We start from the raw sequence: 19,175 nt of genomic DNA, 5'->3' as shown, positions 1-19,175 counted from the left end.
GCGGCAAGATCGGCTCGGGGTTCTGGTCGGTCATCGGCGTTCTCGGCGCCGCGGCGTTGTAGTTCGCGCATTTGAGCCCCGCCGCCGATCAACGGCCGTCCAACATCTATGCAATGTACGGCAGTCCCATCGCCGGTGCATCGCCTCGGGCCTGGTCTATGCGATGATGCTGTCGCTTGTGGCGCTCACGCTCTATGGGGGATGGCGCGCGCTCTGGCCGGCTGCGCGCCTGCGTCGCCAAGGCGATTAGCCGAGGTATTCCGATGTGCCCGGCGCGGCCGAGTCCGCGCTTTCGCGCCGCACCCCCTTTACTGCCGCCTAGCCGTTCCCATATCGACCACGAGGGCAGCCGCAAGGGGCCTTGAACGAGAAAATTTTGGACGCGAGGCGCGCCGCTTAAAACAAAGGGCCGCCTCATGGTCAGAGGGGCTATAAATGAACTTTGAGAAATACACCGAACGCGCGCGCGGATTTGTTCAGTCGGCGCAGTCGATGGCGACGCGCGAAGGCCACCAGCAGTTTACGCCCGAGCACATATTGAAAGTCCTGCTCGATGACGACCAGGGCCTGTCCGCCGGGCTGATCGACCGCGCCGGCGGCCGCTCGCGCGAGGCGCTGGCGAAAACCGAGGCCGCGCTCGCCAAATTGCCGAAAGTGATGGGGGCCGGCGCCGGTCAGCTCTATCTCGCGCCGGCGACCGCCCGGCTCTTCGACAACGCCGAGAAGATCGCGCAGAAGGCGGGCGATTCTTACGTCACCGTCGAGCGGCTGCTGTTGGCGCTGGCGATGGAGAAGGACTCCGAGGCCGCGAAAATTCTTGCCGCCGCCGGCGTGACGCCGCAGACGCTCAACGCCGCGATCGAAGATCTGCGCAAGGGTCGCACGGCGGATTCGGCTTCCGCCGAGAACGCCTATGACGCGCTGAAGAAATACGCCCGCGACCTCACCGAGGCGGCGCGCGAGGGCAAGCTCGATCCGGTGATCGGCCGCGACGAGGAGATCCGCCGCGCTATTCAGGTGCTGTCGCGCCGCACCAAGAACAATCCGGTGCTCATCGGCGAGCCCGGCGTCGGCAAGACCGCGATCGTCGAGGGCCTGGCTTTGCGCATCGTCAATGGCGACGTGCCGGAATCGCTTGAGGACAAGAAGCTGCTCGCGCTCGACATGGGCGCGCTGATCGCCGGGGCGAAATATCGCGGCGAATTCGAAGAGCGGCTGAAGGCGGTGCTGAACGAAGTCACCGCCGCCGAAGGCAATGTCATCCTGTTTATCGACGAGATGCATACGCTGGTCGGCGCCGGCAAGGCGGATGGCGCGATGGACGCCTCCAATCTGCTCAAACCGGCGCTGGCGCGCGGCGAATTGCATTGCGTCGGCGCGACGACGCTCGACGAATACAGGAAACATGTCGAAAAGGATGCGGCGCTCGCCCGGCGCTTCCAGCCGGTCTTCGTCGACGAGCCGACCGTCGAAGATACGATCTCGATCCTGCGCGGCCTGAAGGAGAAATACGAACTCCATCACGGCGTGCGCATCACCGATAGCGCGATCGTCGCCGCGGCGACTTTGTCGAACCGCTACATCTCCGACCGCTTCCTGCCGGACAAGGCGATCGACCTCATCGACGAGGCGTCGTCGCGCCTGCGCATGCAGATCGACTCGAAGCCCGAGGAGCTCGACGAACTCGACCGGCGCATCATCCAGCTGAAGATCGAACAGGAAGCGCTTAAGAAGGAAACGGACACGGCGTCAAAGGATCGCCTGGCGAAGCTGGAAGGCGAACTCGCGGACCTCGAAGAAAAATCGGCGGCGCTCACCGCGCGCTGGCGAGCCGAGAAGGACAAGCTCGGCGCGGCACAGAAGCTCAAAGAGCAGCTTGAAGCGGCGCGTAACGAACTGGCGCAGGCGCAGCGGCGTGGCGAGTATCAGCGCGCGGGCGAGCTGACCTATGGCGTGATCCCCGACCTCGAAAGGAAGCTGACGGAGACTGAAACCGAAGCTGACACGCTCGTCGACGAGGAGGTCACGGCCAATGACGTGGCGCAGGTCGTCTCGCGCTGGACCGGCGTGCCGGTCGACAAGATGCTCGAGGGCGAACGCGAGAAGTTGCTGCACATGGAGGACGAGCTCGCAAAGCGCGTCGTCGGGCAGCATGACGCAGTGGTCGCCGTGTCGACCGCCGTGCGCCGCGCGCGGGCCGGACTGCAGGATCCGAACCGTCCGATCGGCAGTTTCATCTTCCTTGGCCCCACGGGCGTCGGCAAGACCGAGCTGACGAAGGCGCTCGCCGCGTTTCTGTTCGACGACGAGACGGCGATGGTGCGGCTCGACATGTCCGAATATATGGAAAAGCACTCAGTGGCGCGGCTCATCGGCGCGCCGCCCGGCTATGTCGGCTATGAGGAAGGCGGCGCATTGACCGAAGCCGTCCGCCGCCGGCCGTATCAGGTGGTGCTCTTCGACGAGATCGAGAAGGCGCATCCGGACGTCTTCAACGTGCTGCTGCAGGTGCTCGACGACGGCCGCCTGACCGACGGCCAGGGCCGCACGGTGGATTTCAAAAATACGCTGATCATCATGACATCGAATCTCGGCTCGGAATTCCTCGTCATGCAGAAGGAGGGCGAGGATTCCTCCGCCGTGCACAGCGAAGTCATGCAGGTCGTGCGGGCGCATTTCAGGCCGGAATTCCTGAACCGCGTCGACGAGATCATCCTGTTCAACCGCCTGCGGCGCGAGGACATGGGCGCGATCGTCGACATCCAAGTCAAGCGGCTGCAGAAGCTGCTCGAAGATCGCAAGATCACGCTGCATCTTGACGCCAAGGCGCGTGATTGGCTGGCGGCGAAGGGCTACGATCCGACCTATGGCGCAAGGCCCTTGAAGCGCGTCATGCAGAAGGAATTGCAGGACACGCTTGCGGAGCGGCTGCTCGCGGGCGAGATCATCGACGGCGCGAGCGTCGAAGTGTCGGCCGACGCCTCGGGCCTCGTCATCGACGGCAGGTCGGCGCATCGTCATGCCCCGCCGCTGCTGCGCACGGTGGGGAACGCGTAACCCCCTCCCCAACCCTCCCCCGCTTCGCGGGAGAGGGAGCAGATTCCGCGCTTCTTCGGGATTTCGCTAACGCCGATCGTTAGCGTCCCCTCTCCCGCGAAGCGGGGGAGGGACAGGGAGGGGGCTCTTGACGTTTCCCGAGCGCCGCGTTCTTGACGCGGCGCGTCGCCCTACCCCAGCCGCTCTTTCCTCCGATTCAGCACATCCGCTTCGCGCAGATCGAGTTCGCGCTCAATCCGACGGCGGGCTTCGTCGGTGAGTTTGCCTTCCGGCAGCATGCCGTTGATCAGGTTGCGCTCCTCGGCGATGAGCCGCAGGTCGATCTCGTCGTGAAGCGCCGTCAGCGCACGGCGTTCTTCACTTTCCTCGCATTTCATGCGGACGCGCGACAGAAAGTAGTCCTGTTGCGCGAGAAGCGAGTTCATCGCTTCTTCCGGGACGTCATTCTCCGCGCCGAAGCGCGCGAGTTTCGCGCTCGACGCCTCAATCGCGGCGTGGCGGGCGCGCAGCTCCTCGGCGCGGTCGAGGACGCGTTCTCTCATGCCGGTTTTAACGAGGCCGAGTGTGCGGATGATCCAGGGCAACACCGACCCTTGGAAGACGAGCGTCACCATCACGACGCAGAAGGTGAGGAAAAAGATCGAGTCACGATAGGGAAACGGCTCGCCGTTCGCTGTCGAGAGCGGAATCGCCAGCGCCGCGGCGAGCGAGACAATTCCGCGCACGCCGGTGAAGGAAATGATGAACGGCCATTGCCAGGGCGGCGAAGGATCACGTCGCGCCAGCGGCGGAATGAGCCAGCGCGGCAGATAGGTGAGCGGAAAAATCCACACGAATCGCGCCGCGATCACAACAAGCGACACGATCGCGGCGGACGTCGTCAGTTCGTACATCGAATGGTCCTGGATTCGCGCAAAAAGCGCCTGCGCCTGTAGACCGGTGAAAAGAAAAACCAGGCCTTCGATCAGAAAAAGGAAGAAATCCCAGAAGAACACGCCTTGCAGACGCGTCGCCGCGCTGATCAGCCTCGGCCCTTTCCAGCTGATGTAGAGACCGGCCGCAACCGTCGCGATGACGCCCGAGCCGCCGAGATGCTCAGGCGGCCAATAGGCCAAGAACGGCGTGATCAGCGAGAGGGTGATTTCGATGCGCGGATCGCGCATGAAGCGACGCAGCCGCAGCATCGTCCAGCCGACGCCAAGACCCCATACGATCTCGCCGGCGATAATCGCCGCGAACGTCTCGCCCCCCTGCGCCAGGGAAAAGGAGCCGACGCTGACCGCCGCCACCGCGAAGCGATAAAGGACAAGCGCCGTGGCGTCATTGGCGAGACCCTCTCCCTCCAAAATGACCGAAATGCGCCGCGGCAATTGCATGCGTCGCGCAATGGCGAGCGGCGCGACGGCGTCGGGCGGCGATACGATCGCGCCGAGCACGAAGCCGACCGCCAAAGGCCAGCCGAGCAGCCAATTCGTCGCAACCGAAACGGAAATTGTGGTGAAGACGACGCAGCCGACGGCGAGCAGAAGTATTGGCCGCAGATTGGACCGAAACTCCTGCCAGCTCATGTTGATCGCGGAAATGTAGATCACCGGCGGCAGCACGAGGAGCAGCACGAATTGCGGCTCCAGCACGAAGGCGGGCACGCCAGGCGCCACTGCGATCAGCACGCCCGATGCGACAAGCAGGATCGGCGAGGCGACGCCGGAGCGCAAGGCGATGAAGGCGACGAACGCCACCGCCGCGAGAAGAAAGACGAGGATTTGCAAACCCGCCAGCATGCCCTCACCTCTTTGCCGCGCCCCAGCGGCAGAGTGAACTCCGCGACGCCGATGAAGCCAAGCTTACAACTTCCGAAGCGCCACTTCCTCGATCCTGTGATCGGCGTCCTTGGTGAGAATCAAACTCGCGCGCGGGCGCGTCGGGGCGATGTTCTGGCGCAGATTCTCGAGGTTGATGCGCGTCCATATGTCTTTTGCGACGCGCGTCGTCTCCTCTGCGTCGAGATCGGCATAGACCCGGAAGTAGGATTCCGGATCGCGGAACGCCGTCTGCTGAAGCCGCCGAAAGCGCTCCACATACCATCGCTCCAGCACGTCTTCGGGCGCGTCGAGATAGACCGAGAAATCGAAGAAGTCGGAGACGAAGGGAATTTCGCGGCCGTCGCGCATGCGCGGCGCAAGCAGAACGTTGACGCCTTCGACGATGAGAATGTCGGGACGGTCGACGCAGCTCGCTTCGCCCTCGACGACGTCATAGGTCATATGCGAATAGACCGGCGCGCAGACGTTGCGCCGTCCCGCCTTCACGTCGGAGAGAAATCGCAGCAGCGATTTGTTGTCGTAGCTTTCCGGAAAGCCCTTCTTGTCCATCAGCCTTTCGGCTTCAAGGATTCTGTTGGGCAAGAGAAATCCGTCGGTGGTGATGAGCTCCACTTTCGGCGTATTCGGCCAGCGCGACAGCAGGGCGCGCAAGACGCGCGCCGTCGTGGACTTCCCCACGGCGACGGAACCGGCGACGCCAATGATGTAGGGAACCTTGCCGTCCTCGGCGCCGAGAAAGCGCTGCGTCGCCTTGAAGAGGCCCTGCGTCGCCGCGACGTAAAGCGCGAGCAGGCGCGACAGCGGCAGATAGATTTCGATGACCTCTTCGAGCGAGATCGGATCGTTGAGCGATTTCAGCCGGACGAGATCATCGAGCGTCAGCGTCAGCGGCGTATCGGCGCGCAGCGACGCCCATTCGGCGCGCGTAAAATGCCGGTAGGGGGAAAGAGCCTCGTTGTTGGGGACGAGCTCCGCCACCGTCATTCCTTTGCTCCGCGCGCGGCTTTCTCGGCAAGCCCGGATTGTTTCGTGCGCCGCTCCAGTTCGCGCAACACGTCGCCCAGCGAAATATCCCGCGCTTCGAGCAAGACCAGAAGATGATAGAGCGTGTCCGCGGCTTCATTGACGAGCGCGCTTCGGTCGCCCTCCATCGCCGCGATCACCGTTTCAACCGCCTCTTCGCCGAACTTCTTGGCGATGCGCGGCATTCCGGCGTCGAGCAGGGTCTTCGTATAGGAGGTCGAGGCGTCGTCCTCGCGGCGTGATTTGATGAGCGCCGCCAGATCGTCGAGCGTGAAACTCATGACAGGCCCCCTCTCCAACCCTCCCCCGCTGCGCGGGAGAGGGAGCAGATTCCGCGCTTCATCGGGATTTCTCTAACGCCGATCGTTAGCGTCCCCTCTCCCGCGAGCGAAGCGAAGCGGGGGAGGGACAGGGAGGGGGTCGTGGCGACGGCGCGATGACATTTTTTGCTCATCTCCCCGCCTCCAGGCCGTCGAGGCGCATCGGGAGACCCGCCGCCGCCATATGAAGCTTCGCCTGCGGGATCGAATATTCGCCGAAATGGAAGATCGAAGCGGCGAGCACGGCGCTCGCATGGCCTTCCTTGACGCCCGCGACGAGATGGTCGAGCGTACCAACGCCGCCCGAGGCGATGACCGGCACCTGCACCGCGTCGGCGACGGCCCGCGTCAGCGCGATATCGAAGCCGCTTTTCGTGCCGTCGCGATCCATCGAGGTGAGCAGGATTTCGCCGGCGCCGAGTTCGCTGACCTCGCGGGCGTACCGCACTGCGTCGATCCCCGTTGCGCGGCGCCCGCCATGGGTGAAGATTTCCCAGCGTCCCTCGGCTGCGCGCTTGGCGTCAATGGCGACGACGATGCATTGCGCGCCGAATTTTTCCGACGCTTCGCGAACGAAGCCCCGATTGGCCACGGCGGCGGAATTGATCGAGACCTTGTCGGCGCCGGCGAGCAGCAGATTGCGGATGTCGTCCAGCGTGCGCACGCCGCCTCCCACAGTCAGCGGCATGAAGCAGGCTTCAGCCGTGCGCTGCACGACGTCGAGCAGAATGCCGCGGTCTTCATGGCTCGCGGTAATGTCGAGAAAGCAGAGTTCGTCGGCGCCGGCGGCGTCATAGGCGATGGCGCATTCGACCGGATCGCCGGCATCGCGCAGATCGACGAAATTGACGCCTTTGACGACGCGTCCTCCTTTCACGTCCAGGCAGGGAATGACGCGCGCTTTCAGCATCACGCCGCACGCGCGCGGATCATCGCCAACGCCTGCCCCGGATCGAGACGCCCGTCGTAGAGCGCCCGCCCGGTGATGGCGCCGGCGAGCTTGCGGCAGTCGGGCTGCAGCAGGCGCTCCACGTCGGCAAGCGACGCCAAGCCGCCCGAGGCGATAACGGGAATCGTCAAGGCGTCGGCGAGCGCCAGCGTCGCCTCGATATTGAGGCCGGTCAAAACGCCGTCGCGCGAGATGTCGGTGTAGATGATGGCGCTCACGCCCGCGTCTTCGAAGCTCTTGCCGAGATCGAGCGCCGACATGCGTGTCGCGCGCGACCAGCCGTCGACGGCGACAAAACCGTTCTTGGCGTCGACCCCTACGGCGACGCGGCCCGGGTGAAGGCGCGCCGCCTCGCGCACGAAAGACGGGTCTTTTACGGCCGCCGTGCCGATGATGACGCGCGCAACGCCTTTCTCCAACCAGCGCGACAGCGTGCGCATGTCGCGAATGCCGCCGCCAAGCTGCACGGGAATCGTCAGCGCGGCGAGAATGGCTTCGACCGCCCGGGCGTTGCGCGGCGCGCCCGCAAAGGCGCCGTCGAGATCGACGACGTGCAGATATTCGAACCCGACCCGCTGGAAGGCGCGCGCCTGCTCGGCAGGATCGTCATTGAACACCGTCGCGCGGTCCATATCGCCCTGGGCGAGGCGCACGCATTGCCCTTCCTTCAAATCGATTGCGGGAAACAGAATCACGGACGCCACCTCAGGAAATTGCCGATCAACGCTAGGCCCAGCCTCTGGCTTTTTTCGGGATGGAACTGCACGCCGACGAGATTGTCGCGCGCCACGGCCGCGGTGAGCGGCGCGCCATAGTCGGTCGTCGCCAGGACGTGGTCCGGCGAGGCCGGCGTCAGCTGAAACGAGTGCACGAAATAGGCGTGCAATCCACGCTCTCCCGTCGGCACGCCGGCAAAGAGCGGATGTTCCCGGCTCAGCGTCAGCGTATTCCAGCCCATATGCGGGATTTTCAGCGAAGGATCCGCAGGCTCGATCGCCGCGACGTCGCCTCGAATCCAGCCGAGGCCCGGCGTTTCGCCATGTTCAAGGCCGCGTGCGCCCATGAGCTGCATCCCGACGCAAATCCCTAAGAACGGCCGGCCACGGTCGATGACCGCCTCTTGCAGGGCGGCGTAAAGACCCTCGATCGCCATCAGGCCGCGGCGACAATCGGCGAAAGCGCCGACGCCCGGCAGCACGACGCGCTCGGCGGCGCGCACGACGTCGGGGTCGCTGGTGACGCGAATGTCGTCTTGCGCCTGCGACTCGCGGGCGGCGCGCTCAAAGGCTTTCAAGGCGGAATGCAGATTGCCCGACCCATAGTCGATGATCGCGGTCGTCAAGGAGCGGGCTCCCCAGCGACATCGTCCTTCGCGATCGGCTGAGACGGGCGATGGCGGTGGAAATAGGCCGCCTCCGCCTCGTCGAGGTCATCGCCAATGACGAGATCCTGCTCGACATAGCCGCGACGCGCCAAATTCCAGCCGACGAGCCGCTCCCCCTCGAAACCGAGCCAGACAGCGAGCCCGAGCGTCAGCCAGGACATCGCGTCGCGCGACACCCGCAGCTTCCAGGCGATGAGCGCGAGGATGACGAGAAGAAGCGTCCACAGCCCCGCGACGAGCCAAGCTCTGCGCCAGGCCAGCCAGAACGGACCAAAAATAAAAGCCGGCCAGGAAAAGCCGTCGCGCAAGAAGACGATCTTGTCCGGCGCGGGAGGCTGGCCCGACGCCATTCGCGGAAAATGAACAGTGAATATCGCCATCGGCCGTCCCCTCGTCGGCGTCACCCGCCTCTTTTCAGGCGGTGAGCGTTCCCTTGGTGGAAGGCGCTTCCCCCTGCGTGCGGCGCGGATCGATCGCCACCGCCTTGCCGAAGGCGCGCGCGAAGCCCTTGAAGGCGCTTTCGGCGATATGGTGGCTGTTGACGCCGCGCAGACATTCGATGTGCAGCCCGACGCGGGCGTGAACCGCAAAGGCCTGGAAGAATTCGCGCATCAGCTCGGTGTCAAAGCCGCCAATCCGCTGCGCCGGAAACGAGACCTCGTAAACGAGGAAGGGCCGGCCCGAGACGTCCACGACGACGCGGGTCAGCGCCTCGTCGAGCGGCACATGCGCGTCGCCATAGCGGGAAATGCCCTTGCGGTCTCCAAGCGCGCGATCCACCGCCTGGCCGATGGCGATGCCGACGTCCTCAACCGTGTGATGACCGTCGATATGCAGATCGCCCTCAGCGCGCACGGTAAGATCCAGCGGCGCATGACGGGCGATCTGATCGAGCATATGATCGAAAAATCCCACCCCGGTCGATATGTCCGAGCGGCCGTCCCCGTCGAGGTCGACGGTGACCGAGATTTTGGTTTCCTTGGTGTTGCGCTCGATCGTGGCGCTGCGCATTTCCAGCCTTTTCTTGGGCCCTACCGGCGTTTCCGGCGACTGCGGCCGCAAGCGGCCAGCTTGTAGCAACTCCGCCCTGGATTCGCCACCCGAACCGCTCGGGCGTCAAAGAGAAGCGAGATGCGCGCCAACGAACGCCGCTTGTCGGCGGATCGGACACAAAACAAAGAATGGTCCGCCTGTTCGCGTCGATTCCCTGGTTAAGCGCGACCACGGCAATATCTCCGACGCCGGAAGGCGCTTGTACCTTCGCGACAACGCATCAAGAAGACGCTAAATGCCGCAGCGGCGGCGACTTCGGCCGGTGGAATCGCGAAGGCGTGGCGAGAATCTGTGGCGCCGCAGCGCCGTAAGGAGGCTTAAACATGCGACTTAGGCTCGGTTTCGCGCTCCTCGCGGCGTCTTTGATGTCCATTCCGGCGACCGCCGAGCCTTGGCGGGACGGCTTCGTGCCGCGCATCGAAGCGCTGGCGCTCATGCAAACGCTCAACGCCTCCTTGCTCGCAAGCCGCAGCGCCACGGCGACGCTCGAGAAATGGTGCGCCGATCACAAGATGTCCGCCGAGCCCAAGATCGTCGCCCGCCGCGTTGCCGGAACCGAGCAGCAGCCGAGCGCGGAGACGCGCCGACGGCTCGACGTCAGCGACGACGAGCCGGTGAAATATCGGCGCGTGCAGCTCGCCTGCGGCGATCACGTGCTCTCGGAGGCCGACAATTGGTATGTGCCTGGGCGGCTTTCCGATGAAATGAACCGCACGCTGGAAATGACGGAAACGCCCTTCGGTAAGGCCATCGCTCCGCTGCAGCCGTTCCGCCGCACGATCGATATGAAGATGCGCTGGTCGCCCTTGCCCGAGGGCTGGGAACTCTCGGCCATCCCGACGGCCGCGCCTGAAAAGACCGGCGGCTCGCTTTTCATTCCGTACGACCTCTTCGAGCACACGGCCGTGGTCTATGCCCACGATCAACGTCCTCTCTCCGAGGTGCATGAGACCTATACGCGCGAGGTCCTGGATTTTCCCGCGCCGCTCGCCGGCGCGCCGCGCGAGTGAGTCTTGCAGTGAATCCCAGCCCAACTGGCGAATTGCGCGGCTGCCCTGTCGCCGCTCCGCCCTTGCTCAAATCGCCGCTAAACCTTACATCGGCTGAACATCTCAGGTTGGATACGGCGAATGGATAGCGAAAAACACCGCTTTGCGGCCATGCACGCGACGACGATCATCCTCGTCAAGAAAGCCGGAGAAACGGTGATCGCCGGCGACGGCCAGGTCAGCCTCGGCCAGACGATCATGAAGGGCAACGCCAAGAAAGTCCGCCGTTTGGGCAAGGGCGACGTGATCGCCGGTTTCGCAGGCGCCACCGCCGACGCCTTCACGCTCTTCGAACGGCTCGAATCGAAGCTCGAGCAATATCCCGGGCAATTGATGCGCGCCTGCGTCGAACTCGCCAAGGACTGGCGCATGGACCGCTATCTGCGGCGCCTGGAGGCGATGATGCTCGTCGCCGACAAGAGCGTCGGCCTTGTGCTCACCGGCTCTGGCGACGTGCTTGAGCCGGAAGGCACGGGCGAAGGCGCGGTGGCCGCGATCGGCTCGGGCGGAAACTTCGCGCTCGCCGCCGGGCGCGCCCTGCTTGATTCGCCGCTCGACGCCGAAACCATCGCCCGCCGCGCAATGGTGATCGCCTCGGAGATTTGCGTCTACACCAACCAGAACGTGGTGGTGGAGAAAATCTAAACGAGGCAGTCGTTGGTCGGCGGTAGGACAATCCGACTGCCGATCGCCGACTGCCGACTGCCGTTCCGAAGGAACTGACCATGTCCGACTTCTCGCCGCGCGAGATCGTTTCCGAACTTGATCGCTACATCGTTGGACAAAGCGACGCCAAGCGCGCCGTCGCCATCGCGCTGCGCAACCGCTGGCGGCGGCTGCAGCTCGAAGGCCAGATGCGCGAAGAAGTGCTGCCCAAGAACATCCTGATGATCGGCCCGACAGGCTGCGGCAAGACAGAGATCGCCCGGCGTCTCGCGCGTCTCGCGAATGCGCCCTTCATCAAAGTCGAAGCGACGAAATTCACCGAGGTCGGCTATGTCGGCCGCGATGTGGAGCAGATTGTGCGCGATCTGGTCGAGGTCGCCATCCTGATGGTCAAGGAGCGCCGCCGCAAGGACGTGCAGGCGCGCGCGCAGCAAGCGGCCGAAGAGCGCACGCTCGACGCGCTGGTGGGGCCCGCCGCGTCGCCCGGCACGCGCGAAACGTTTCGGCGCCGCCTGCGCGCGGGCGAACTCGACGATAAGGAAATCGAAGTCGAGCTGACGCAGTCGGGCTCCTCGATGCCGATGTTCGAACTGCCGAACATGCCCGGCGCCAGCGTCTCCGCCTTTTCGCTCGGCGATATTTTCGGCAAGGCGATGCAGCGCGGCAAGTCGCGCAAACTCTCAGTGAAAGAGGCGCAGGGACCTCTGATCGCCGAAGAGAGCGACAAGCTGATCGATCAGGAAGCGAGCGTCCGTGAGGCGATCCATGAGGTCGAGAACAACGGCATCGTTTTCATCGACGAGATGGACAAAATCTGCGCGCGCGAAGGCCGCGGCGGCGCCGACGTCTCGCGCGAAGGCGTGCAGCGTGACCTACTGCCGCTGATCGAAGGCACGACGGTCGCGACGAAACATGGAACGGTAAAGACGGACCATGTGCTGTTCATCGCCTCCGGCGCGTTCCATGTGGCGAAGCCCTCCGACCTGCTGCCGGAACTTCAGGGGCGCTTGCCGATTCGCGTCGAACTCGCCTCTCTCAACGAAGACGACTTCCGCCGCATTCTGACCGAAACCGAGGCCTGCCTGACGAAACAATATTCAGCGCTGTTGGGCACCGAGGGCATGACGCTCGAATTTGCGCCGTCCGCCGTCGACGCGATCGCCAAGGTCGCCGTGCAGGTGAACACCTCCGTCGAGAACATCGGCGCGCGGCGCCTGCAAACGGTGATGGAGCGCGTGCTCGACGACATCAGTTTTTCGGCGTCGGACCGCGCGGGCGACAGCATTGTGATCGACGGCGCCTATGTCGAGGAGCATATCGGCGATCTGGCGAAGAACAGGGATTTGAGCCGGTTCATTTTGTAAACTTGTCTTGTGCGGCAAGAGCGCGCGCTCGATAGGCGTTGAGGCGCTCTACCATTTCTGGCGTGGGCAATGCCCATACGCCAGGCAACACATTGTCCGCCCCCATCGCTCGGTTAAACTTGAGCAGCCTGTGTTTCGGCGCACGATCAGTGGCATAATTGAAGCCGACGAAACTTGGCGAGGTAAAGCCCTGCCGATAAATACAGAAACGTTCAACGTCGCGCCACGCCGTTTTCTGCGGCGTGCGGATCAATCCGCCGGCCAACGTAAATCCCACGCTGTCCAACAGCAAAGTCTGAGGACGCGCCAGAAGCCCTAGAAACACGCAAACACATAGACCAAAGAAGCCGATGCCGAGCCAACCAATTATTGCACTCTGCGCAAGGTCAGCACGGCCAGAAGCGTTGACAAAAAGTACTATAAAGATTGACGCGCCGGTCATTGCGCAACTAAGCAGCAGCGCCACCAGCGTAATAACGGTCGACTGGACGTAGCGTTCCTCCGAAAGCTGCCCTTGATCCACCGCAATCTTCCCGTCCGCGACGTCAATGGAATTCCGGATACCACGACGGCTTTTCAAGCAAAAGCGCCGTCTCCATTCGGTCGCAAATCCGGGGCAATGACAGCGCGGGCGCCCCGGACTTGCCTCAGCCCCCGCTTCTCGCCATAAGACCGGCCAAACCCAAAACCTTGGCCAATCCCATGTCCCCTTTCCCTCAGCGCGTCTTCTCGGGCGTGCAGTCCACCGGCAATCTGCATCTCGGCAACTATCTCGGCGCGATCGTCAAATTCGTCGAGCTACAGAAGAACTTCGACTGCATGTATTGCGTCGTCGACCTGCATGCGATCACGGTGCCGCAGGATCCGATCGCGCTGAAGGCGAACACGCGGGAAATCGCCGCCGCCTTCATCGCCTGCGGCATCGACCCGAAGGAGAACATCGTCTTCAACCAGAGCCAGGTGCCGGAGCACGCCGAACTCGCCTGGGTGTTGAATTGCGTCGCGCGCATCGGCTGGCTCAACCGCATGACCCAGTTCAAGGACAAGGCCGGCAAGGATCGCGAGAACGCCTCGATGGGCCTGCTCGACTATCCGGTGCTGATGGCCGCCGACATTCTCATCTATCGCGCCACGCATGTGCCGGTCGGCGACGACCAGAAGCAGCATCTGGAGCTCGCGCGCGATATCGCGCAGAAGTTCAACAACGACTTCTCGGAATCGATCGCGCGCAACGGCTTTGGCGAAGCGTTCTTCCCCCTGCCCGAGCCGCTGATCTCCGGCCCGGCGACGCGGGTGATGAGCCTACGCGACGGCACGAAGAAAATGTCGAAGTCCGACGCTTCCGACTATTCGCGCATCAATCTCTCGGACGACGCCGACCAGATCGCGCAGAAGGTGAGGAAGGCCAAGACAGACCCCGATGCGCTGCCTTCCGAGGAAAAGGGCCTCGAAGGGCGCCCCGAGGCCGACAATCTCGTCGGCATCTTCGCGGCGCTTTCGGGGCGCAGCAAGGCGGATTTGCTCGGCGAATTCGGCGGCGCGAATTTCTCGAGCTTCAAAAGCGCGCTTGTCGATCTCGCCGTCGCCAAGCTCGCGCCGATCACCGACAAAATGCGTCGCATTCGCGAGGATGAGAGCTATGTCGACGGCGTGCTGCGCGACGGCGCCGAACGCGCCCGCGCCATCGCCCGCGAGAACATGAATGCGGTGAAGGATATTGTTGGGTTTTTGCGTTAGCGACCGCTACTTCCCTGGATTTCTCTGAGAAGGCGCTCGGCTTCCGATTTCAGCGACGGCAGTTCGTTTCTCACGACGTCCCATACAAGCACGAGATCCACGCCCCAATAGGCGTGAATCAGTCGGTTACGAAACGCGATAATTCTTTTCCAGGGGACAGGCGCGCCAGAGCGCAGTTCGGGCGTTAACCGGTTCGCCGCTTCCCCTATGATCTCGAAATTTCGGATGACCGCGTCTTGGATCATTCTCTCGCGCAGAAATGACTCTTCTCCATCGCTCACGTAGGTCTCAATGGCGGCGATGCTGTCGAGAATATGTTGAAGGTATAGGCAGTCAGATTTCACAGACTGAAAATTTCCTCTTCAATAAGTGGTTTCAAATACGGACTGAGGCCCCGCGAGGTGACGAGGTCGACCTTTCGACCGATCAGCTCTTCCAACTCCTCGGCGAGCGCAAGGAAATCCGAGAAGCCGCGGTCTCGCGCCAGATCGATCAAAATATCCACATCGCTCGACGGCGTTTCCGACCTTCGAGCGACAGATCCGAAAAGCCGGACATTCGAGGCACCGTGCCGACTCGCGACGTTCAGAACTTCCGCGCGTTTGGCTACCAATGTATCCAGCAGTGGCATCGCGATCTTCCTCTGCCGCGAATCATATCAGGTTTTCGTTAGCGCTGTAGGGGGCTCGGCCCCCCGCTCGCCCAGTCGAGCAATTCCACTGTGTGGATGATTGGGATGGGGGTTCCCGACCTGATCTGTACGATGCAGCCGATGTTGCCCGCGGCCACAATGTCCGGCGCAGCGCTCTCGATATTTGCGACTTTTCTCGATCGCAACGCATCGGCCAGCTTCGGCTGCAGCACATTATAGGTTCCCGCCGAGCCGCAGCAAATGTGCCCCTCCGGAACGTTAACGACGTCAAACCCGGCTGCGACCAGCAGCGCGACCGGCTGTTGCGATATTCTCTGCCCATGTTGCAGAGAGCAGGCGGAATGGTAGGCGACCCGAAGTTTCGGCGCGTCGCCCGACGGCGCAAACCCAATCTCAGTCATCAGCTCCGTCACGTCTCTGGTCATCGCCGAGATGCGCGCGGCCTTATCCGCGAGAGCCGGATCGTTGCGGAACATATGGCCGTAGTCCTTCACGCTCGTTCCGCAGCCTGACGCGTTGATGACGATATGATCGAGTCCGCCAGATTCGATTTCGCGCGACCAGGCTTCGATATTCGCGCGCGCAAAGCGTAGCGAATCGTCGACCTTTCCGAGATGGTGCGGCAGCGCCCCACAGCAGCCAACGCCCTTCGCGACGACGGCCTCGACGCCGTGGCGTGTCAGGAGCCGTATCGTCGCCTCATTGATCGACGTGTCGATGACCGTCTGAACGCAGCCATTGAGTAGGGCAACGCGCAGCTTGCGCGCGCCTTGCGCGGCAAAGACCTGCGGAGAGTCGACGCTGGAAGCTGGCTGAAGGCGGGACGGCGCCAGCGCGAGCGCCGCCGCAATACGGCGCGGCAACCAGCGCGCCAAGGGGCGGAGCGTCGCCGCGACGCGAAACAGCGGTCGCGCGAGAAAAGGACGCGGTAAGACGAAAGCGAGCGCTCCGCGCATGGCGCGCTCCGCGAAGGGTCGGGCATATGTTTTTTCGATATGCGCACGGGCGTGATCGACGAGATGCATGAAATGCACGCCCGAGGGACATGTCGTCATGCAGGAGAGGCATGACAGGCAGCGATCGATATGAAGGGCCGTGCGCGCGTCAGCCGGACGCTCCTTCTCGAACATCTCCTTGATGAGATAAATGCGGCCGCGCGGCCCGTCGAGTTCGTCGCCGGTGAGAAGATAGGTTGGACATGTCGCCGAGCAGAATCCGCAGTGCACGCAGGCGCGCAGAATCTTCTCTGTCTCGGCCATTTCGGGATCGGCGAGCGCCTGCAGCGAGAAGAACGTCTGCATCGTCTCTTAAAACTCCGCGCGCATGCGGCCGCGCTCCAAAATATGCGCCGGATCGAAGCTGTTCTTGACGCGGCGCGTCAGCGCCGTGAGCGCGGCCGGTTGCGGATGGAAGACGTCGACTGTCGCGCGAGTCTCTTCGCTCGCGCGGATCAGCGTCGCATGGCCGCCGCTGGCGTCCACCGCGCTGCGCACGACGGCGGCATACGCGTCAGGCGCGGTCTCGAGGCGCAGCCAGATCAGTCCGCCGGCCCAGTCGTAGAAATGCGCAAGCATCGGCGCGCCGGCGCGGCGGATGCGCTCGACGACCGCGAAACCTTCGCTCGGCGCAACGGAAATGCGCCAGATTTGGCCGACCTTGGCGGCGACGGGCGCAGCGTCGCGCAAGGCCCGCCACAGCGTCTTCGAGTCGTATTCGTCGAGCGTCTCGAACCGGAGCCCATCGCGCGCCAGTCGCGCGACGAGATCGTCGCGGCGCGCCGTTACGGAAATGGCCGGGCCTTCCAGCCGTATGGCGGCAGCATTGGCGTTCAGCGCCAATGGCGCGGCGCCAGCCGGCAGCATGGCGAGCGCGGAAGGCTCGCAGGGCGTCGCGGTGGCGCGGCGTAGCAGCGCGAGGCTCTCCGCCTCATCCGCCCCGATCGCCAGCAGCGTGCATTCGGTCTGCGGCTTTGGAAGCACCTTGAGCGTCAGCTCCGTCAGAAGCGCCAGCGTGCCGTAGGAGCCGCAGACAAGCTTGGAGAGATCGTAGCCTGTGACGTTCTTCATCACGCGGCCGCCGGATTTCACCAGCTCGCCGCGACCGGTGACGCAGCGGAACCCGAGCAGATGATCGCGCGCCGCGCCCGCCTTGATCCGCCGCGGCCCGGCGGCGTTCACCGCGATCGCGCCGCCGATCGTGGCGCCGCCCGCTTCTCCGCCGAACAGCAGCCCATAGTCCATGGGCTCGAAGGCGAGCTGTTGCCCATGCCGGTCCAATAGCGCTTCGATCTCGCTCAGAGGAACGCCGGCGCGCGCCGAGAGCACGAGTTCATTGGGCTCATAGAGCGTCACGCCTGTCAGCGCGGCTGTGGAGAGCGCCTGCGCTTGCGGCGCGTAGCGGCCGAGCCCCGACTTGGAGCCGCCGCCAACGATCGCGCAGCAGTCGCCTTTCGCTTTCGCCGCGCAAATGGCGTCGACCGCTTCCGCCTCGTCGCGGATTTCGAGCGTCGCGCAAGCGGACTGCATCGCTAAAATCTCGGCAGGTTGGGAAAGGGCATTTTGCCGCCCGAGACATGCATCATCCCGAGTTCCGCGCAACGATGCAGCGTCGGAAACACCTTGCCCGGATTGAGCCGGCCCTCGGGGTCAAAGGCGCATTTGAGCCGCATCTGCTGCGCGAGATCCACCTCCGTGAACATCTCGCCCATGAGGTCACGCTTCTCGACGCCGACGCCATGTTCGCCGGTGAGAACGCCGCCCAGCGAGACGCACAAGCGCAAGATGTCGAAACCGAGCTTTTCCGCGCGTTCGACGTCGCCCTCTTTCGACGCGTCATAGAGAATAAGCGGGTGGAGATTGCCGTCGCCGGCATGAAAGACATTGGCGACGCTCAGCCCCTGCGCCTTGGCGAGCCGATCCATGCCGGCGAGCGCTTCTGGCAGCCGCGCCCGCGGAATCGTGCCGTCCATGCAAAGATAGTCGGGCGCGATGCAGCTCACCGCCGGGAAGGCGTTCTTGCGACCGGCCCAGAACTGCAGGCGCTCGGCCTCGCTTGTCGAAGCCCGTATCGTGGTTGCGCCTTCCTCGCGCGCGATATCCTGCACGACGCCGACGAGATGATCGACTTCGGCCTGCGGCCCGTCGAGTTCGACGATGACGAGCGCCGCGGCGTCGAGCGGATAGCCGCAGGGCTGAAAACGCTCGACCGCGTGGATCGTCGCCTTGTCCATCATTTCGAGGCCGGCGGGGATGACGCCGTGCGCGATGATGGCGCCGACGCAGCGCGCTCCCGCCGCCACGCTCGCAAAGCCGAGCAGCAATCCCCGCGCCACGGGCGGCTTTTGGAGCAGCCGCACCGTCACCTCCGTGACGACGCCGAGCAAGCCTTCGGAGCCGGTCATCAGGCCGATAAGGTCGTAGCCTTCGCTGTCGAGATGCTTGCCGCCGAGCCTGATCAGGTCGCCGCCCATCAGCACGACGTCCAGTCCGAGAATGTTGTTGGTCGTCAGGCCGTATTTCAGGCAGTGAACGCCGCCGGCGTTCTCGGCGACATTGCCGCCGATCGAACAGGCGATCTGCGACGACGGATCCGGCGCATAATAGAAGCCCTGCGCTTCAACGGTCTTGGAGATCGCCAAATTTTGAACGCCAGGCTGGACGCGCGCGCAGCGGTTTTCATAATCGATTTCGAGGATTCGATTGAACTTGGACATGCCGAGAAGAATGCCGTCCTCGAGCGGCATCGAACCGCCAGACAGCGACGTGCCGGCACCGCGGGGCACGAGTTTGACGTTCATGTCGGCCGCAAGCGCCATGATCGCGCGCACCTGTTCAACGCTCTCCGGGAGCGTGACGACGAGCGGGAGCGCCCGATACATGGTGAAGGCGTCGCATTCGTAGGCGCGACGCGCGACTTCGTCGACGATCAGGCTTTCGCGAGGCAGTATGGCCGCGAGTCGCGCAATGAGTTCATTACGCCGCGACATAATCGCCGGCTCGGGCTTCGGCATGAGAAGCGTCATCGACTCAGAAGCGTCATGGACTCGCGCCTCCAACGCGAGCGAGAGCGCCGCTGAATCTGCAGCTTCGCCTGAGCGGA

At 63.8% G+C, this 19,175-nt stretch carries 19 protein-coding genes; 5 read left to right on the top strand and 14 right to left on the bottom strand.

The window, feature by feature from the left end:
• Positions 1-435 precede the first annotated feature (435 nt).
• Positions 436-3,057 (top strand): ATP-dependent chaperone ClpB, encoded by a 2,622-nt coding sequence (clpB, locus tag ACR65W_RS15745; RefSeq protein ID WP_434502793.1) that lies wholly within the window; start codon positions 436-438, stop codon positions 3,055-3,057.
• Positions 3,058-3,227: 170 nt separating this feature from the next.
• On the opposite strand, the gene ACR65W_RS15740 is transcribed toward clpB, so the two are convergent.
• From ACR65W_RS15740 to hisB, 8 genes are all read right to left on the bottom strand, one after another.
• Positions 3,228-4,838: a Na+/H+ antiporter gene (locus ACR65W_RS15740; protein WP_434500818.1), complete on the bottom strand. Its 1,611-nt coding sequence runs from the start codon at positions 4,836-4,838 to the stop codon at positions 3,228-3,230.
• Between the two features lie 63 nt (positions 4,839-4,901).
• Positions 4,902-5,864, bottom strand: coding sequence for a type I pantothenate kinase (gene coaA / locus ACR65W_RS15735; RefSeq protein ID WP_175092617.1), 963 nt, complete (start codon positions 5,862-5,864; stop codon positions 4,902-4,904).
• On the bottom strand, positions 5,861-6,184 hold the full coding sequence (locus ACR65W_RS15730; protein ID WP_434500817.1) for a phosphoribosyl-ATP diphosphatase: 324 nt from the start codon (positions 6,182-6,184) through the stop codon (positions 5,861-5,863). Before ACR65W_RS15730 ends, coaA begins: the two co-directional genes overlap by 4 nt.
• Before the next feature lie 169 nt (positions 6,185-6,353).
• The gene (gene hisF, locus ACR65W_RS15725) at positions 6,354-7,133 is read right to left on the bottom strand and encodes an imidazole glycerol phosphate synthase subunit HisF (RefSeq protein ID WP_434500821.1); all 780 of its coding nucleotides are present in this window, start codon (positions 7,131-7,133) and stop codon (positions 6,354-6,356) included.
• A complete protein-coding gene (hisA, locus tag ACR65W_RS15720; protein WP_434500816.1) occupies positions 7,133-7,867 on the bottom strand; it encodes a 1-(5-phosphoribosyl)-5-[(5-phosphoribosylamino)methylideneamino]imidazole-4-carboxamide isomerase in 735 nt (244 codons plus the stop codon). Before hisA ends, hisF begins: the two co-directional genes overlap by 1 nt.
• Positions 7,864-8,514, bottom strand: coding sequence for an imidazole glycerol phosphate synthase subunit HisH (gene hisH, locus ACR65W_RS15715; RefSeq protein WP_434500815.1), 651 nt, complete (start codon positions 8,512-8,514; stop codon positions 7,864-7,866). The genes hisA and hisH overlap by 4 nt, the downstream gene beginning before the upstream one ends.
• Entirely contained in the window at positions 8,511-8,936 is a 426-nt protein-coding gene (locus ACR65W_RS15710; protein ID WP_434500814.1) for a DUF2628 domain-containing protein, read from the bottom strand. Before ACR65W_RS15710 ends, hisH begins: the two co-directional genes overlap by 4 nt.
• 34 nt (positions 8,937-8,970) lie before the next feature.
• Entirely contained in the window at positions 8,971-9,567 is a 597-nt protein-coding gene (hisB, locus tag ACR65W_RS15705; protein WP_434500813.1) for an imidazoleglycerol-phosphate dehydratase HisB, read from the bottom strand.
• A 365-nt stretch (positions 9,568-9,932) separates the two neighbouring features.
• Here hisB and ACR65W_RS15700 point away from each other — a divergent pair, with 365 nt between their 5' ends.
• The 3 genes from ACR65W_RS15700 (at position 9,933) to hslU (ending at position 12,688) form a co-directional block, all read left to right on the top strand.
• On the top strand, positions 9,933-10,619 hold the full coding sequence (locus ACR65W_RS15700; protein WP_434500812.1) for a hypothetical protein: 687 nt from the start codon (positions 9,933-9,935) through the stop codon (positions 10,617-10,619).
• A gap of 120 nt (positions 10,620-10,739) precedes the next feature.
• Positions 10,740-11,303 (top strand): ATP-dependent protease subunit HslV, encoded by a 564-nt coding sequence (gene hslV / locus ACR65W_RS15695; protein ID WP_434500811.1) that lies wholly within the window; start codon positions 10,740-10,742, stop codon positions 11,301-11,303.
• 80 nt (positions 11,304-11,383) lie between these two features.
• Positions 11,384-12,688: an ATP-dependent protease ATPase subunit HslU gene (gene hslU / locus ACR65W_RS15690; RefSeq protein WP_434500810.1), complete on the top strand. Its 1,305-nt coding sequence runs from the start codon at positions 11,384-11,386 to the stop codon at positions 12,686-12,688.
• Here the strand turns inward: hslU and ACR65W_RS15685 are convergent.
• Positions 12,678-13,268 (bottom strand): STM3941 family protein, encoded by a 591-nt coding sequence (locus tag ACR65W_RS15685; RefSeq protein WP_434500809.1) that lies wholly within the window; start codon positions 13,266-13,268, stop codon positions 12,678-12,680. The two genes, hslU and ACR65W_RS15685, sit on opposite strands and share 11 nt — an antisense overlap.
• Before the next feature lie 122 nt (positions 13,269-13,390).
• Between ACR65W_RS15685 and trpS the strand changes: the two genes are divergently transcribed.
• Entirely contained in the window at positions 13,391-14,425 is a 1,035-nt protein-coding gene (gene trpS, locus ACR65W_RS15680) for a tryptophan--tRNA ligase (protein ID WP_434500808.1), read from the top strand.
• Here the strand turns inward: trpS and ACR65W_RS15675 are convergent.
• Genes ACR65W_RS15675 through ACR65W_RS15655 form a run of 5 tightly spaced genes read right to left on the bottom strand, consistent with a single transcriptional unit; the run spans position 14,422 to position 19,098 of the window.
• Complete coding sequence (locus ACR65W_RS15675; RefSeq protein ID WP_434500807.1) at positions 14,422-14,769, bottom strand: HepT-like ribonuclease domain-containing protein; 348 nt, start codon at positions 14,767-14,769, stop codon at positions 14,422-14,424. The genes trpS and ACR65W_RS15675 overlap by 4 nt on opposite strands.
• Positions 14,766-15,056, bottom strand: coding sequence for a nucleotidyltransferase family protein (locus ACR65W_RS15670; protein WP_434500806.1), 291 nt, complete (start codon positions 15,054-15,056; stop codon positions 14,766-14,768). Before ACR65W_RS15670 ends, ACR65W_RS15675 begins: the two co-directional genes overlap by 4 nt.
• A 38-nt stretch (positions 15,057-15,094) precedes the next feature.
• Positions 15,095-16,378: a glycolate oxidase subunit GlcF gene (gene glcF / locus ACR65W_RS15665; RefSeq protein WP_434500805.1), complete on the bottom strand. Its 1,284-nt coding sequence runs from the start codon at positions 16,376-16,378 to the stop codon at positions 15,095-15,097.
• Between the two features lie 6 nt (positions 16,379-16,384).
• Positions 16,385-17,602 (bottom strand): glycolate oxidase subunit GlcE, encoded by a 1,218-nt coding sequence (glcE, locus tag ACR65W_RS15660; RefSeq protein WP_434500804.1) that lies wholly within the window; start codon positions 17,600-17,602, stop codon positions 16,385-16,387.
• A gap of 2 nt (positions 17,603-17,604) precedes the next feature.
• Complete coding sequence (locus ACR65W_RS15655) at positions 17,605-19,098, bottom strand: FAD-linked oxidase C-terminal domain-containing protein (protein ID WP_434500803.1); 1,494 nt, start codon at positions 19,096-19,098, stop codon at positions 17,605-17,607.
• Positions 19,099-19,175: the final 77 nt, after the last annotated feature.

Source organism: Methylocystis sp. (assembly GCF_051062815.1).
Lineage (GTDB): Bacteria > Pseudomonadota > Alphaproteobacteria > Rhizobiales > Beijerinckiaceae > Methylocystis.
The sequence above is the reverse complement of the archived record's forward strand: the minus strand, read 5'-3'. Positions and strand labels throughout refer to the sequence as shown.

What these genes read in the sequence shown, in the direction of transcription:
- ACR65W_RS15710 (WP_434500814.1), bottom strand. Translation starts at nt 8,936, where the DNA reads ATGGCGATATTCACTGTTCATTTTCCGCGAATGGCGTCGGGCCAGCCT.
- ACR65W_RS15670 (WP_434500806.1), bottom strand. Translation starts at nt 15,056, where the DNA reads ATGCCACTGCTGGATACATTGGTAGCCAAACGCGCGGAAGTTCTGAAC.
- glcE (WP_434500804.1), bottom strand. Translation starts at nt 17,602, where the DNA reads ATGCAGTCCGCTTGCGCGACGCTCGAAATCCGCGACGAGGCGGAAGCG.
- ACR65W_RS15740 (WP_434500818.1), bottom strand. Translation starts at nt 4,838, where the DNA reads ATGCTGGCGGGTTTGCAAATCCTCGTCTTTCTTCTCGCGGCGGTGGCG.
- ACR65W_RS15655 (WP_434500803.1), bottom strand. Translation starts at nt 19,098, where the DNA reads ATGACGCTTCTCATGCCGAAGCCCGAGCCGGCGATTATGTCGCGGCGT.
- coaA (WP_175092617.1), bottom strand. Translation starts at nt 5,864, where the DNA reads ATGACGGTGGCGGAGCTCGTCCCCAACAACGAGGCTCTTTCCCCCTAC.
- ACR65W_RS15700 (WP_434500812.1), top strand. Translation starts at nt 9,933, where the DNA reads ATGCGACTTAGGCTCGGTTTCGCGCTCCTCGCGGCGTCTTTGATGTCC.
- glcF (WP_434500805.1), bottom strand. Translation starts at nt 16,378, where the DNA reads ATGCAGACGTTCTTCTCGCTGCAGGCGCTCGCCGATCCCGAAATGGCC.
- clpB (WP_434502793.1), top strand. Translation starts at nt 436, where the DNA reads ATGAACTTTGAGAAATACACCGAACGCGCGCGCGGATTTGTTCAGTCG.
- hisB (WP_434500813.1), bottom strand. Translation starts at nt 9,567, where the DNA reads ATGCGCAGCGCCACGATCGAGCGCAACACCAAGGAAACCAAAATCTCG.
- hslV (WP_434500811.1), top strand. Translation starts at nt 10,740, where the DNA reads ATGGATAGCGAAAAACACCGCTTTGCGGCCATGCACGCGACGACGATC.
- trpS (WP_434500808.1), top strand. Translation starts at nt 13,391, where the DNA reads ATGTCCCCTTTCCCTCAGCGCGTCTTCTCGGGCGTGCAGTCCACCGGC.
- hisF (WP_434500821.1), bottom strand. Translation starts at nt 7,133, where the DNA reads ATGCTGAAAGCGCGCGTCATTCCCTGCCTGGACGTGAAAGGAGGACGC.
- ACR65W_RS15730 (WP_434500817.1), bottom strand. Translation starts at nt 6,184, where the DNA reads ATGAGTTTCACGCTCGACGATCTGGCGGCGCTCATCAAATCACGCCGC.
- hslU (WP_434500810.1), top strand. Translation starts at nt 11,384, where the DNA reads ATGTCCGACTTCTCGCCGCGCGAGATCGTTTCCGAACTTGATCGCTAC.